Annotated in this window: 13 protein-coding genes; 5 read left to right on the forward strand and 8 right to left on the reverse strand. The window is 34.4% G+C overall.

Annotated elements, in window-relative coordinates:
- Positions 1–66: 66 nt before the first annotated feature.
- The 7 genes from Q0X59_RS00285 to Q0X59_RS00315 all read right to left on the reverse strand — a co-directional run bounded on the left by Q0X59_RS00285 (position 67) and on the right by Q0X59_RS00315 (position 6,712).
- Positions 67–702 (reverse strand): DUF6466 family protein, encoded by a 636-nt coding sequence (locus Q0X59_RS00285; protein ID WP_297642366.1) that lies wholly within the window; start codon positions 700–702, stop codon positions 67–69.
- On the reverse strand, positions 699–1,961 hold the full coding sequence (locus Q0X59_RS00290) for a vWA domain-containing protein (protein ID WP_297642368.1): 1,263 nt from the start codon (positions 1,959–1,961) through the stop codon (positions 699–701). The genes Q0X59_RS00285 and Q0X59_RS00290 overlap by 4 nt, the downstream gene beginning before the upstream one ends.
- Complete coding sequence (locus tag Q0X59_RS00295) at positions 1,958–3,145, reverse strand: VWA domain-containing protein (protein ID WP_297642370.1); 1,188 nt, start codon at positions 3,143–3,145, stop codon at positions 1,958–1,960. The genes Q0X59_RS00290 and Q0X59_RS00295 overlap by 4 nt, the downstream gene beginning before the upstream one ends.
- A gap of 65 nt (positions 3,146–3,210) precedes the next feature.
- The gene (locus Q0X59_RS00300; RefSeq protein ID WP_297642372.1) at positions 3,211–3,786 is read right to left on the reverse strand and encodes a hypothetical protein; all 576 of its coding nucleotides are present in this window, start codon (positions 3,784–3,786) and stop codon (positions 3,211–3,213) included.
- Positions 3,783–4,772 (reverse strand): DUF58 domain-containing protein, encoded by a 990-nt coding sequence (locus Q0X59_RS00305; protein WP_082266217.1) that lies wholly within the window; start codon positions 4,770–4,772, stop codon positions 3,783–3,785. Before Q0X59_RS00305 ends, Q0X59_RS00300 begins: the two co-directional genes overlap by 4 nt.
- A complete protein-coding gene (locus tag Q0X59_RS00310) occupies positions 4,769–5,869 on the reverse strand; it encodes a MoxR family ATPase (protein WP_296157463.1) in 1,101 nt (366 codons plus the stop codon). Before Q0X59_RS00310 ends, Q0X59_RS00305 begins: the two co-directional genes overlap by 4 nt.
- Before the next feature lie 138 nt (positions 5,870–6,007).
- Positions 6,008–6,712: a uracil-DNA glycosylase gene (locus Q0X59_RS00315; RefSeq protein ID WP_075523136.1), complete on the reverse strand. Its 705-nt coding sequence runs from the start codon at positions 6,710–6,712 to the stop codon at positions 6,008–6,010.
- A gap of 133 nt (positions 6,713–6,845) precedes the next feature.
- On the opposite strand from Q0X59_RS00315, the gene Q0X59_RS00320 reads away from it, so the two are divergent.
- Together Q0X59_RS00320 and groL are read left to right on the forward strand one after the other, a co-directional pair.
- A complete protein-coding gene (locus Q0X59_RS00320; RefSeq protein WP_075523137.1) occupies positions 6,846–7,553 on the forward strand; it encodes a LytR C-terminal domain-containing protein in 708 nt (235 codons plus the stop codon).
- Positions 7,554–7,875: 322 nt separating this feature from the next.
- The gene (gene groL / locus Q0X59_RS00325) at positions 7,876–9,501 is read left to right on the forward strand and encodes a chaperonin GroEL (protein WP_075523138.1); all 1,626 of its coding nucleotides are present in this window, start codon (positions 7,876–7,878) and stop codon (positions 9,499–9,501) included.
- A gap of 278 nt (positions 9,502–9,779) precedes the next feature.
- Here groL and Q0X59_RS00330 read toward each other — a convergent pair whose 3' ends face one another.
- The gene (locus tag Q0X59_RS00330) at positions 9,780–10,070 is read right to left on the reverse strand and encodes a WXG100 family type VII secretion target (RefSeq protein WP_075523139.1); all 291 of its coding nucleotides are present in this window, start codon (positions 10,068–10,070) and stop codon (positions 9,780–9,782) included.
- Positions 10,071–10,269: 199 nt separating this feature from the next.
- Here Q0X59_RS00330 and Q0X59_RS00335 point away from each other — a divergent pair, with 199 nt between their 5' ends.
- From Q0X59_RS00335 to Q0X59_RS00345, 3 genes are all read left to right on the forward strand, one after another.
- On the forward strand, positions 10,270–10,986 hold the full coding sequence (locus Q0X59_RS00335) for a hypothetical protein (RefSeq protein ID WP_297642376.1): 717 nt from the start codon (positions 10,270–10,272) through the stop codon (positions 10,984–10,986).
- Between the two features lie 169 nt (positions 10,987–11,155).
- Positions 11,156–11,893 carry a response regulator transcription factor gene (locus Q0X59_RS00340; protein ID WP_075523141.1) on the forward strand — a complete coding sequence of 246 codons (738 nt, stop codon included), beginning with the start codon at positions 11,156–11,158 and terminating at the stop codon, positions 11,891–11,893.
- A 135-nt stretch (positions 11,894–12,028) separates the two neighbouring features.
- Positions 12,029–14,053 (forward strand): HAMP domain-containing sensor histidine kinase, encoded by a 2,025-nt coding sequence (locus tag Q0X59_RS00345; protein WP_297642378.1) that lies wholly within the window; start codon positions 12,029–12,031, stop codon positions 14,051–14,053.
- The last annotated feature ends 58 nt before the right edge of the window (positions 14,054–14,111 follow it).

The following is a 14,111-nucleotide window of genomic DNA, read 5'->3' on the forward strand; positions in this document are numbered from 1 at the left end:
AAATATGTTTAAAAGTCACGTATTTTTAATGAATGTGGTTAGAAGTTGATAATGCGTATTCAAAAATTACCAAGGCTTATTGTTCGAATCATTTTGCGTTTTAGAATTATGAACAGTTTTATCACTGTCATATTGATGCTCTGAGTGATTATTGTTATTTAGAAGATTTTCAATTTTTTGCTTTTGATCATTACTAAGTTGAGTATTATTTCCATCAGTATTATTTTCTGAATTAGAATCTTTTTTGTTATTTTCGGTAATATTACTAGAATTATTAGAATTGCTAGATGAATTTTTATTGGAATTGTTTGGTTTGTTCATGGAATTTTCTTTAACAATTAGTTTTTCTAATTTTTTAGTAAAATCGCGAGATAATTTTGCGTTGATTTCAATTTTTTTCTTAATATTAGGTAATAAAAATGCATTATTTGAGTAAGCGTCTTCAAATTGAGAATCTGTTTGTTGTTGTTGAGTATGCAAAATATGTATATCTGCATCACTTTTACTATAAGATTTAGCATTGCTGATTAACTTATCAGTAGCTTCATTATATGAAACTTCAGAATGAATATTTAAAATCGTTAAGTAAAGTAATACCAGAGAAAAAATTGTAAGAAGAATTGCAAATATTTGTGTAAGAATACGGAAAATAGAAGTGTGAATTTTAACTTTCGTTGATTTTTTATTCTCTATTGTTTTCATAACAACTTACCTGACGTTAAAACCCATACTGCTAGTTCATATAACATTACTAAAGATAGCATTAAAGCAAAAGGCCATACTATAGGTTCTGGTCTTAAACGCGCTTTAAATGTTTTATTATCTCTCCATTTTTTAGACATAATATTTTTAGCTTCACTTCCGATGCGATCTTCATATTTTGCATGTATAAAAGATCCGCTTAACTCGTCAGCGATATTTTTCATATTTTTATCGTCTGCCTTTGAAATTCCAGGTTTACCTGTTGAAGGATCAATAACCCAAGAATTTGAATTTTCATTTTTATCTTCATCGTCTTGTGAATTTGCATTTTTATCTTCATCGTTATTTTCATCGCTATCTAAAGCATTTTTAGATAAAGGTATTTTTCCGCCTTCTTTAGATCCTACTGTAATAACAAATGCATTGTTAATATAAGCTCTTAGAGAAGAAAATGTACGCCGTTTGCGATTAGTTGTTTCTTCTCCATCGCTAATTAAGTACAAAACGTTAATATCTTCAGGATGTGAATCATGTATTGCTTTTGAAACTAGTAAAGTTTGATCAATTGGAGCATCTAGACTTGTTCCTGACGAAATTCCAGTCGGTTCTGTTTGAATAGTATTAGCCCAATTTTCTATTGCATTAGCATCCGGAGTTAACGGAACGTCAATAGATGTTGAAGTACCAAATCGTATTCCAGTAAAGCTTGCGTTATTATAGGATTTTGTGACATCGTTTATTATTAGTTTTGCAGCGCGAATTCTTTCTATGTTTTTGCTACTTGCATAATTTGCATCTTTCACTTTCATAGATCCTGTTACGTCTAGAACGAATATTACGTTCGTAGCGCTTATAGAACGATGTGTAGTGTTTCGCATGATGCAAGGGCATAATATGCATATTGATATTAAGATGCACATTATTAGCCTTCTTATGCTCATTGATATTGTTTCATCTGTTACTTCTTTGCTAATCGATTGATTAGAGGATAAAATGCTATCAATTGATTTTTCATTTGTTTGCTCTGTTTTCGACTTATCAGATTTTTTAATTAACTTTTTTTCAGATAATTTTTTTATAAAAAACTTAAACTCTTTAAAAGCAAAAGCTATTATTACTAAAATCAAAACAGTTGCAAAAATCCATCCAAAAACAGGCTTAAGTATTATTTGACCTTCTGAAAAATTGTTGTATTCATATGATGAAAAAGTTATTTTAGCGAAAATATTATCAAATGCATCAAAGTATATTAGTTTCATCTCTTCATTCTCCAAGCTATTGTAAGCCATGAAATAAAGCATATTATCAATAGCAAAATCCATATGTCTGGATCATCGCTTAAAGCAGATTGCGTATTATTTCTCGTAAGTGTTCCTCGAGATTGCTCAATTTTTCTAACAAGAGTTAATACTGAATCATTATTTCTAGTTAGGAATGTTCCTCCATGATTTTCAATAAGATTTTTCATTTGCAAAGTACTATCGTTATTTTCGTTTTCTTTAGCACCTGAATACAGTCCATCAACACTAATATGAGCTTGTTTAGTTAAATCTAATGCTTGTTCCAAAGTATAAGCAGGTTTTCCAGAAACAACGTTATCGGTTGCTAAAACAATAGAAGCATTCCTGCGTAATCTATTTGCTTTTTGTTTTCCATTATTTGAACTTCCATAAATAAATCCAGGAATCATAGCAGCACAGCTTACTAATCCATCGCCTATTAAAGAAGTAGCTTCTTTGCGATTTTGAGTTCCTTCAAGCCAATCAGATATTTGCTGATATTGTCGCTGTTGCATTTTATCTATGCTACTTTGTGTTTGCACTCCATTAAGAAGTTTAGATGCGTATGAAAGTTGTTTTTTAACAAGAGAATAATCGTCAGTTAAAGGGAACACAGTTCTAGATGTTGAGTTAAAAATACTCAATCCTATTCTTTCGCCTTGGAAATGTTGGACAAAAGTTAAATACGATTGCAATACTTCTTGATCGTATGGTAATGCAGATCCAGAAACATCTAAACACAACACAATATCCCTAGTGCTAGCTTGTTCTTTAGCATCATAAATTTTTGAAGGTCTTGCAATTAAAAATGTAGCTATAATAAATGAAAAAATTAATAATATTGTAGAAATTCTTTTTAGAATAATCCACTTTCTTAAAGCTCTACTTGTTATAGTTCCTTGCAAATCGTTGTCAAGATTAAAAGTGTATAGAGCGTTGTTATTTCTGATGCTACTGTTGCTTTCACTGTTTTCAAGTTTTTTTAACAAATCATTATCTGCTTTAAGCATCAATGATTCCCAAGATTTCTTGCGATTTTTTTGCAAAACTAAGTTAATAAGTAGAACGCATGAAATAGTTAATATGCATAAGAGCAGGCCAAGTACTATAACAATTGGCCATTTCAGTTTCCATTGGAATAATATTTCCCAGCTTCCATTCATAAATTTCAGCCCCTTATGATTTAACTTTTGTGTAAGTCTTTTCGCAAATACGCTATTTTAAATTCTTATTTTTTGTTTTTGCTCTTGCTTTTGCTGTTTCTTCTGCTTTTTCTTTTGCTGTTTCTATCGTTACTAGACCAACTTTCAAGTAGTATAAGAACCCAATGAGCTGCTTGTTCAACGCTTGTTTGTTGAGCTTGATTATTTATATTCCTATCTGCAAATTCGCATGGATAAAGAGCTGTAATAGTTTGACGTAATTTATCTGCACCAATTTTATTATTCCACTTATTACGTAAAGAACTTAATTCTTTTAGAGTAAATGTAGTTATATCTTTACCAGCTAGCAAAGATACGTATTTTCTTGCTATTGATGCGAGTTTCGCACAAGCTTCGTCATGAGAAATAAGGTTATTGTTATAGTCATCAACAATAGAATCTATACTTTTTCTCCATTGACTTTTATTAGAGTCGACTTTATGAGATGGTAAGGAAGAATCGACTAATTTTGCAAATTTTTTAGTTCTAAAAGATAAATAAAATATGCAAATTGAAAAACAAATTGTAATTGCAATAATACAAATAACTATTGCGTAGAGCATATGATTATCAAGATGTGGCTGAATATTGGATAAATTCATTGCAACACCTTTCTAGACATAGTTTTAAATGCATCACGAAGCATAGATTCGCTTGAATCAGCGTGAATGATGCTAGCGCTCATATTTGTGATTGTTTCATCAAGAAGATTTAGTGTAGAAGAACGTCTTGAATCAATTTCTTTTTTGATCGTGTCTTCCATTAGAAAAGCTGGTATTTGTCGTAAAGTAATACCGTCAAAAATCTGTGATTTCAAAGAAGAGTCGCAAGAATTTATAGTGTTAATAGATACAACGATTAGCTTGTGCTTAAAAATGATTTCTTGCAACTCATCCAATTTAGAAGAAGAAAACATTTCGCTATTTGCAATAAGAACTATAAGATCGTTTTTAGATTGAATATTTCTTATAAAATCCAATATTGAATCAATATTTTTACTGTTACAACGAAACTTTAACAATGATGTATCAATAATTCGTTCGCAATCTGGCATATTTGACACTTCAGGCATTTGTTTTACGCAATCGCCATCAGCCATAACTAATTTTACTGTATCATTACGTTTCATGCTTAATGAAGCGAATAAGCATATTGCATTAGCTGCGACTTCATATGCGTATTCTCCAGATTTACAGGAAGAGTTCATCGAGATACTTGCATCGCAAATAATCCACGTAGAAGATGCAATCAAACGCTCGCGTGCGCAAACCATAGGTTGACCAACTCTAGCGCTTGCAGACCAATTCATCATACGAGCTTCATCGCCAGGCTGCCATTGATGAATATCGACAATATCACCATTTCCATAGCGTGCTCTGGATGAATGCTCGCCTTCTAATAATCCTAATGTTGTGCGAGCAGATGGGAGAGTCATCTTATAATCAAGAATCTCTATTTTTTTGCGAACAAGACGAGATTTCTTAGATAAATAAATACGATTGTTATTTTGTTTTACGCTAATCAAAGGCATAGTATTTCTGATTTTGGGATCGTTATTCGCATTACGATTCACAAATGAATCGATCATGGTACAGGAACCGTTTCAACAATCGCATCAATGATTTGATCGCTCGTAATAGAATTAGCTAAAGCTTCAAAAGTTAGAAGAATGCGATGACGTAAAACTTCATGAGCAAACTTTTTAACATCTTCAGGTATGACGTAATCTCGACCAGAAATAAGAGCGTGAGCTTGAGCAATACGAACCAATGCAATAGACGCACGAGGGCTTGCTCCGATTCTAACTAGTGAAGGAAGTGTTGATAATGGGTTTGAGCCAGCTCCTCGAGTAGTTGCAACTAAATCAACAACGTATTGCATTATTGATTTAGAAACATGAATACGCCTTGAAGATGAACGTAAGAATAATACGTCATTTAAGCTTATTTGTTGCTTCTTTAGCGATTCTACATTTATGACATCAGATCCACGATCGCTAAGCATATCTAACATCTTAATTTCTTCATCGAAAGTAGGATAAGTTAAGATTGACTTCATCATAAAGCGATCCATTTGCGCTTCAGGAAGATTAAAAGTTCCTTCTTCTTCAATAGGATTTTGTGTAGCTATGACCATAAACGGATTTGGTAGCGCAATTCGTTCTCCTCCAATTGTTGTTGCGTTTTCTGCCATAGCTTCAAGAAGAGCTGATTGAGTTTTAGCGTTAGAACGATTTATTTCATCTAATAAAACAACATTTGCATGTATAGGACCAATTTGAGTAGTAAAACGTTTAGTTGAAAAGTCAAAAACTTGAGTTCCTACTAAATCAGATGGCATTAAATCTGGAGTGCATTGTACTCTTCGAAAAGTTCCAGACATAGCAGTTGCAAGAGTTTGTGCAGCAGTCGTTTTTGCTAATCCAGGTACAGATTCTATAAGAATATGTCCGCCTGCTATAAGCGTTAAAATCAAAGATTCACGAAGAGAATCTTGTCCAACAAGTGTATTCTTAAAGCGAGAGCGCAAAACATTCACAATTTGCTGTGATCTTCTAAGATCTTCTATAGTAACGCCAGATTTTATTGTGGACTTTACATCTGTATTAGATATTTTTATATCATCGCCATTGTTTACATTTAGTGGCGATATTTTTTTACGTGGTTCTGGTGGGAATAATGCCATAATTTCTATGATAACTTATGACATATATGTGTTCTGTATTTTCTGTATGTTACGCATCTTCTGTATGTTCTGTATTTTATATGTTATTTGTGTAAATTTAAATTTTATCTATTTTTGTCAATATTTTCGTCATTCTTCTTACGTTAAAGACCAATCAATAGGAGTTGCGCCAATAGCCATCAATGCTTCATTAGTTCTTGAAAATGGATGCGATCCGAAAAATCCTCGCGATGCAGAAAGAGGACTTGGATGCGCAGATTCAATCAGAGTTGCATGAGTAAGTAGTGGAGCAAGGCTTTGAGCGTTTCTTCCCCATAATATTGCAACCAAAGGTAAATAATTACCGTTTTCGTCAACTCTATTATTTAGAACTTTAACAGCTTCCTCTGTAATTTCTTCCCATCCTTTTCCTTGATGACTATTAGGTAAACCTGCTTCAACAGTAAGACATCTGTTAAGAAGCATGACGCCTTGTTTAGTCCAAGGAGTCAAATCTCCATTTGTAGGCATTGGAACATGAACATCATTAACTAATTCCTTATAAATATTTATTAAACTTTTAGGTAACGGATGCACATTTTTTTCTGTACTAAAACTCAATCCAACAGGATGACCTGGAGTAGGGTATGGGTCTTGACCTACTATAAGAACTTTTATGCTATTAAGAGGAATAGTAAATGCTCGCAAAATATTATGCGCATCTGGAAGAATATGATGTCCTTGTCTAATTTGCGCTCGCAAAAAATCACCCATAGCGCGAATGCATGGCTCTTTTGATTTCATGCTTAAAGCCCAGTTAGTTTCCATAAGTTCGTCTAAAGGTTTTATTTTTGTAACACTCATACGAACACTCTATGACAAAATTGTCAAAACGCTAAATATTCTACTTAAAATTCTTTATTAAATTTATTTGGGAGCGCCATTATGTAATATAGGTTCATATTGTTGTGAATATATTTCTTGGAGGGATGCCATTATGGCACGAAAAAGCCAGAATTACGCGTCATACACACCAGATGCTTTTGATGAGCCACCAGAAGGTCCTGTAGGAGTACATCGCGGTAATCGCGCTTGGTATGCAGTCTTGTTCCCTTACTTCTTGGTACTTGTTATCGCTGTTGTATTTGGCTTAGGTGTGTGGGCATCTGTTTCAGGAAATCTTTCTCATATGATCTCATCTTTTGATTCAAGTCAAACACATACATCTGCAAGTAAGAATACTACTGATACTTCAAACAAGAGTAATAGTGATTCTGCAAGTAAAGATGATAGTGATGATGATTTTGGCGCAGGTAATTCTTCTACAGATAAAGATTCAAAGGATTCAAAAGATTCTAAAGATAGTAAGTCTTCTTCAGATTCTAAAGACGGTAAGAATGATTCTAACTCGTCAAATGATTCTGCACCTCAAGCATCTGTAAACAAGAATGTAGCTGTAAAAGTTGTTAATGCAACAAAAATAAATGGATATGCAGCATCTAATGCGTCTAAGCTCAAGCAAGCAGGATATGCAAATGTGACTTCATCAAATCCTTCTGGAAGTGTTCCAAGTAACTCTGTTGTTTGGTATAAAAACGATGAAGATAAAGCTAGTGCAGAAGATATTGCAAAGATTTTAGGAATTAGTTCTGTAGAATCAGAGCAAGGTATTAAATCTCCTATAGTTGTTGTTCTTTGCAAATAATTTTAACGTGCGCATTTTTGTGTGCATATTTTTAGAGTAGTTATTTTTAAGTATTGAGCGTCGAATAAAATCGGCGCTCAAATTATTTGTAATGTAAAAAATAATTTTATTACTTTTAAAAATTGCCAAGAAATGTAATTTATTGGAAGAATCGCCTAAATAAGTGTATTTATGAAGAATTTTTTCATAAAAGTTGGCACTCATGCCTCGAGAGTGCTAATCTTCAGATTAGCACTTAAAGGTTGTGAGTGATAACTAACAGCTGACGATTAGATATCCCACGCTATAAGTGAGTATTCAATAGTAAAGATCTGGAGGAATTATGGCAAAGATTATTGCCTACCAAGAAGACGCCCGTCAAGGTATGCTCGCCGGTTTGGATAAGCTTGCAGACACTGTGAAAGTTACACTTGGACCAAAGGGTCGTAATGTTGTTTTAGATAAGACTTACGGCGCTCCAACTATTACAAATGATGGCGTTTCAATCGCTAAAGAAATCGATCTTGAAGATCCTTATGAGCGTATCGGTGCTGAATTAGTAAAAGAAGTAGCAAAGAAGACTGATGATGTCGCAGGCGATGGCACTACTACAGCAACAGTATTGGCTCAATCTTTAGTTCATGAAGGATTGAAGAATGTTGTTGCAGGTAGCAATCCTATTGCTTTGCGCAGAGGTATTGAAAAAGCATCTGAAGCAATTGTTAAAGAATTGTTAGCATCTGCTAAGGATGTTGAAACCAAGGAACAAATTGCTGCAACTGCTACTATTTCTGCAGCAGATCCTGAGGTTGGCGAAAAGATTGCTGAAGCTTTGGATAAAGTTGGACAAGATGGTGTTGTTACTGTTGAGGACAACAATAAGTTTGGTCTTGATTTGGAATTCACTGAGGGCATGCGTTTTGATAAGGGTTATATTTCCCCTTACTTCGTCACTAACGCAGAAGATCAAACTGCTGTTCTTGAAGATCCATACATTTTGCTTACATCTGGTAAAGTTTCAAGCCAGCAAGATATTGTTCATGTTGCGGAACTTGTTATGAAGTCAGGTAAGCCATTGCTCATCATTGCAGAAGATGTTGATGGCGAAGCATTACCAACACTCGTGCTAAACAAGATTCGTGGAACTTTCAATACTGTAGCTGTTAAAGCTCCAGGATTTGGTGATCGCCGTAAAGCTATGTTGCAAGATATGGCTATTTTGACTGGTGCTCAGGTTGTTTCTGATGACCTTGGCTTGAAGCTTGATTCTATTGACGCTTCAGTATTCGGTCATGCAGCTAAAGTGATCGTTTCTAAGGATGAAACCACTATCGTTTCTGGTGCTGGTTCTAAGGAAGATGTTGAAGCTCGCGTAGCTCAGATTCGTGGCGAAATTGAGAATACTGATTCTGATTACGATCGCGAAAAATTGCAAGAACGTCTTGCTAAGCTTGCTGGCGGCGTTGCTGTTATTAAGGTTGGCGCTGCTACTGAAGTTGAAGCTAAAGAACGCAAGCATCGCATCGAAGATGCAGTTCGTAATGCTAAAGCTGCTATTGAAGAAGGCTTGTTGCCTGGCGGCGGCGTAGCTCTTGTACAAGCTGCTGCAAAGATTGAGAAGACTTCTGAGATTACAAGCCTTAAAGGTGAAGAAGCAACTGGCGCTGCGATTGTGTTCCGTGCTGTTGAAGCTCCAATTAAGCAAATTGCACAAAATAGCGGCGTTTCTGGAGATGTAGTACTTAACAAAGTACGTGAACTTCCAGAAGGTCAAGGTTTCAATGCTGCAACGAACACTTATGAAGATTTGATGGCTGCTGGCGTTACTGATCCAGTTAAAGTAACTCGTTCTGCTCTTCAGAATGCTGCTTCTATTGCTGGCTTGTTCTTAACTACTGAAGCTGTAGTTGCAAATAAGCCAGAAAAGCCAGCTGCTGCACCACAAGCCGGCGCTGACATGGGCTATTAAAAAAAAAATAGAAAGTAGTATTGAAAATAATAGAGTATAACTTATTCTTAAAGTTTTAATCTATTCTATTAAATGACGACACTAGAGTATTTGGTTTTTAATCAAATTATTCTAGTGCCGTCATTTATTCTTATTTAATTCTATAAATGTTATTCAAATTTATTTAGCTTATTTAATGCAAAATTTTATATATAGCTATATTTAGCATTTTATTTGTAACAGGTTATTTAATTTTATGTTTTCACATCTTTTAATATGTTTTTCAATTAAATCTTTTCTTAGTTATGGAATAATGCTGCAGCTTGAGTTTCAGCATCAAGATAAACGTTAGATGCTTGTTGCATTGCAAGTTGAATTGCTTGCAATGATTGTTCCATTTGTTGTTGAGCAGCTCTCCATTGTTGAGCAGTAGAAGCAAATTGAACAGATGCAGGACCAGTCCAAACGCTCTGCAATTGTTGCAAATTAGCGTACATTCCATTCACAGCATCACGAATTGCATTGATTGATGCGCCAACAGCAGACGCAGATTGCGCTAAAGATTCGCAATCAACTTGAAAATGTGCCATTTTACCCCCAATATTATGTATTTTTGTTTTAGTCCGCGTAAATATTCTTATAAACTTTTAATATCTGTACATGGCGTATTCACACGGTATTATGAAATATATGGCATATTTGGAAAAAATCATAATGTTTTTCTCCATTGTGGTCAGAAGTTTTCTAATGAGAAAAATCTATGCGAACGTATTTTAGGTGGGTTAAATTATGTGGATGAAAAAGAAGAAAATTTCATGCAATTCGCTTGCTTTTGTAATAATAGCTGTGTTTGCATGTGTTTTTTTAATTTCTTCTTGTAATTTTTCATGTTCTGCACCTAATGCATTTGCACAAGAAGTAACGAAATCTAAACATTCATCAGATAATATTATTGCTACTGATTCAATAACTGATACAGAAAATTTGTTAGGCGATAGTGTAAATCGTGTTTCAGATGCAATTGATCAAACTAAAAAGCAAACAGGCGTTTCTGTTCGATTGCTATATATATCTACATTTGGAAACACTAATGACCCTTCTAAATGGGCAAGCGAATTACTTACAAGCACAAATCCTGCTCCTAATACTTTGCTATTAGCTGTTGCAAGTCAAGATGGAAGATTAGTTGTAGCAGTATCGTCTAACTCAGATGAATGGCTTAAACGCAAATCAACAGTAGACGCAATATCTGATGCTGCGTCAAAAGCTTTAATGGATCCTTCAAATCCTAAATGGTCGGAGTCTGCTTTAGCTATGATGAAGCAAATAAATATGTCTAAGAAAACTTCAACAACAACTTTCACAAGTATTGTTTCAACTATTGTTATGATTTCAATACTTATTGCTATAGCTATTGTTGTTACGCTAATTCTTGTTCATAAAAATAAAGTTAAGAAAGAATTGGCATCTGGAAAACGTAAACCTAGAAGAAGACATGCGAAGTAACGAATAATATAAAATTATCGATTAACTTTAATTTTTATTATATTTTTATTATTTTAATTTAAATAGAAATAGAATTATACGTATTTAAGTTGTGGATAATTGTGTTTTCTATTATGCTTGTCTTTCAGAAATATTCGAGAAACATTTTAAATAAGTAAAGCTTGAAATTATGAGTAAGAATGTAGAAGCATCTATTGTTGTTGTCGATGACGAACCTTCGATTCGTGAACTTCTTGTAGCATCATTGCATTTCTCTGGTTTTGATGTAAGCACAGCTGCATCAGGCTCTGAAGCAGTTAAAGTTATTGAACAAGTTAAACCTGATCTTATTGTTATGGACGTTATGCTACCAGACATCGATGGTTTTACTGTAACACGTAGAATTAGGCAGAATGGAATTACAGTTCCAGTGCTATTCCTTACTGCTAGAGATGATATGCAAGATAAGATTATGGGATTAACAGTTGGCGGTGACGATTATGTTACGAAGCCATTTAGTCTTGAAGAAGTAGTTGCTCGCATTCGCGCTATTTTGCGAAGAACAAATAATCATGAAGAAGATAATAAACATATTTTGCGTGTAGCAGATTTGGAAATAGATGAGGATTCTCATGATGTTTCTAGAGCTGGAACTCCTATTGAATTAAGTCCTACAGAATATAAGCTTTTACACTATCTAATGGAAAATGAAGGACGAGTTCTTTCAAAGAATCAAATTCTTAATCACGTATGGCAATACGATTGGGGCGGTGACGCTGCAATCGTTGAATCATATATTTCATATTTGCGAAAGAAGATTGACGGCATTGAAGCTGAAGACATATCTGGCAATCTCACTAAAGTAGTTCCGCTCATTGAAACAAAGCGCGGTATTGGATATATGATTCGAGAGCCTAAAGCAGCTTAAAACTAAAACAAATCAGCGCAAAAGAATATTATTTAGATTCTCTTTATATAATCTATAATTTCAACTAGTGAATGTTATGCATTGCATTGATGCGATTATGTTGGTTTGTTGTACGAAAAATTGAGGTGTGTATCTATGGAAGTTAAAAATTCAAAAAATCCACATGATTCAAACGAGCCTCCTAATGAGCCTTCTAATGAATCTTCTCATGAGCTTTCATTAGAATCCGCAAATGTAAGTAAATCTTCTAAGAAAACAATAAAATCTGAATCTGCACGCAATAATGAAATCTCAAAACAGATTGTTCGATATTCATCTGCTACAAATAAATCTCAAGATAATAAAAAGTCTGGATTCATCACTCGATTTATACGCAAACATGTAGATTCAATTCCTTTGAGTACTAAGTTAGTAGCATGCACTTTAGTTGTTCTTACTGTAGCTGCTTTTTGTATATCTCTGTCTATTCGTCAGCTTGTAGGAAATTATCTACTAGAAAAAACAGATGCTCAGCTTACTGATCAAGCACAACTTGTTTATGACAATATTGATTTCTTACGTAGTAGAGATGCAAGACAATCAACTGTTGGTCCTAATGATTACTTTCTACAAGTTCGAGATATAAACAATAGGATTCTTGCAACTCCTCTTGTTCCACCATTAAAAGGTAACGTAACTTCAGTTCCTACTCTTCCTGAAGACGGTAGCTTAGGTAATGTTTCGCCGAATAAACCTTTTACTACTCCTGCGCAAGTACATGGAAATTTAAGCAACATCGATGACGCAACTGCAAAAATAGCTTCAGCTCCATGGCGCGTGCTTGTTCTTACTTGGGGTCAAAAAAATAGAGATAACTCATCTAGTGTTAATACTCAAGGTTATGTGTATATAGCTCTATCTTTAAGTGATCAATTAGATACGATCAATACTCTTACACAATATTGCCTTATGGTGAGCATTGCTGTTATTTTATTCGGAATATTTATTTCAATACTAATAATTCAATCAACTCTTATACCATTAAAAAGAATTGAAAAAACTGCTTCAAAAATTGCGTCAGGTGATTTAAGTAAACGTGTACAGTCAGCTCCAGAAAATACAGAAATAGGCTCTCTTGCAGCATCACTGAACTCTATGCTTTCTCGTATTGAAAGAAGCTTTAATGAGCAAGAGCTTATGACGGAGAAGATGAAGAGATTTGTTTCAGATGCTAGCCATGAATTACGCACTCCTTTAGCAATTATCCATGGCTATGTAGAGCTTTATGAAATGTGGAGGAAGATTCCAGGTTCTGAAGATAAAGTAGATGATGCTATATCACACATTAAGTCTTCTACTGAGAGGATGACAGAACTTGTAGAAGACTTGCTGTCGTTAGCGCGATTAGACGAGGGAAGAGGTATTGATATATCTCAAAATGTTAATCTTTCTTCTATTGTAAGCGATGCAGCAAATGATTTGCATGCTTTAGATCCTGTTCGAATTGTGCAATTAGGTAATCTAACTCTTCCAGATGATTGGAAAACTAGAGATTCAAATACTGGTCAATGTGAGCATAAGCTTATTTTTAAGCCTGGCAATATGCCAAAAGTCGTACTTTTAGCTGATGGTGCTCGCCTAAGACAAGTTATGACGAATATTGTAGGTAATATTCATCGCTATACTCCTATCGATTCGCCTGTCGAAGTAGGAATAAGCATAATGAAGGCTTCAATTGAACCTGAAAAAGTAGCTAATATGGATTCTGTATCTAAATCTCTAAAGGAATTCTTAGAAGCAATAGAAGTGAGCCAGACAACTGGAAGCGGTATACCTTATGCTGTTATTAGAGTTATAGACCATGGTAAAGGTGTTCCTGAAGAATCATTGCCTCATATTTTTGAGAGATTCTATAGTGCTGATCCTTCTAGAGCAAGAGAAAAAGGTGGAACAGGCTTAGGAATGGCTATAGTGCAATCTGTAGTAAAAGCTCATAATGGATTTATTTGCGCGACTACATCTGCTCCAGGAATTTCGCCTACTGCTAAAAGTGGTGTAGGGGACACGAGTGACACAAATATTGACGATACAATGAATGGCACTGCTAAATTAGATTTATCTGGTGCTCATGGATTAACTCTTACTATTGTGTTACCTATACAAACTTTAGAAGAAAACTAATAAATTTATTATTGTGCGTGCTCATAATTTTATGATGCGCTACAATAGAACAAGTGTG

Source organism: uncultured Gardnerella sp., assembly GCF_947280595.1.
Taxonomy (GTDB): domain Bacteria; phylum Actinomycetota; class Actinomycetes; order Actinomycetales; family Bifidobacteriaceae; genus Bifidobacterium; species Bifidobacterium vaginale_A.

What these genes read in the sequence shown, in the direction of transcription:
- Q0X59_RS00285 (WP_297642366.1), bottom strand. Translation starts at nt 702, where the DNA reads ATGAAAACAATAGAGAATAAAAAATCAACGAAAGTTAAAATTCACACT.
- Q0X59_RS00290 (WP_297642368.1), bottom strand. Translation starts at nt 1,961, where the DNA reads ATGAAACTAATATACTTTGATGCATTTGATAATATTTTCGCTAAAATA.
- Q0X59_RS00295 (WP_297642370.1), bottom strand. Translation starts at nt 3,145, where the DNA reads ATGAATGGAAGCTGGGAAATATTATTCCAATGGAAACTGAAATGGCCA.
- Q0X59_RS00300 (WP_297642372.1), bottom strand. Translation starts at nt 3,786, where the DNA reads ATGAATTTATCCAATATTCAGCCACATCTTGATAATCATATGCTCTAC.
- Q0X59_RS00305 (WP_082266217.1), bottom strand. Translation starts at nt 4,772, where the DNA reads ATGATCGATTCATTTGTGAATCGTAATGCGAATAACGATCCCAAAATC.
- Q0X59_RS00310 (WP_296157463.1), bottom strand. Translation starts at nt 5,869, where the DNA reads ATGGCATTATTCCCACCAGAACCACGTAAAAAAATATCGCCACTAAAT.
- Q0X59_RS00315 (WP_075523136.1), bottom strand. Translation starts at nt 6,712, where the DNA reads ATGAGTGTTACAAAAATAAAACCTTTAGACGAACTTATGGAAACTAAC.
- Q0X59_RS00320 (WP_075523137.1), top strand. Translation starts at nt 6,846, where the DNA reads ATGGCACGAAAAAGCCAGAATTACGCGTCATACACACCAGATGCTTTT.
- groL (WP_075523138.1), top strand. Translation starts at nt 7,876, where the DNA reads ATGGCAAAGATTATTGCCTACCAAGAAGACGCCCGTCAAGGTATGCTC.
- Q0X59_RS00330 (WP_075523139.1), bottom strand. Translation starts at nt 10,070, where the DNA reads ATGGCACATTTTCAAGTTGATTGCGAATCTTTAGCGCAATCTGCGTCT.
- Q0X59_RS00335 (WP_297642376.1), top strand. Translation starts at nt 10,270, where the DNA reads ATGTGGATGAAAAAGAAGAAAATTTCATGCAATTCGCTTGCTTTTGTA.
- Q0X59_RS00340 (WP_075523141.1), top strand. Translation starts at nt 11,156, where the DNA reads ATGAGTAAGAATGTAGAAGCATCTATTGTTGTTGTCGATGACGAACCT.
- Q0X59_RS00345 (WP_297642378.1), top strand. Translation starts at nt 12,029, where the DNA reads ATGGAAGTTAAAAATTCAAAAAATCCACATGATTCAAACGAGCCTCCT.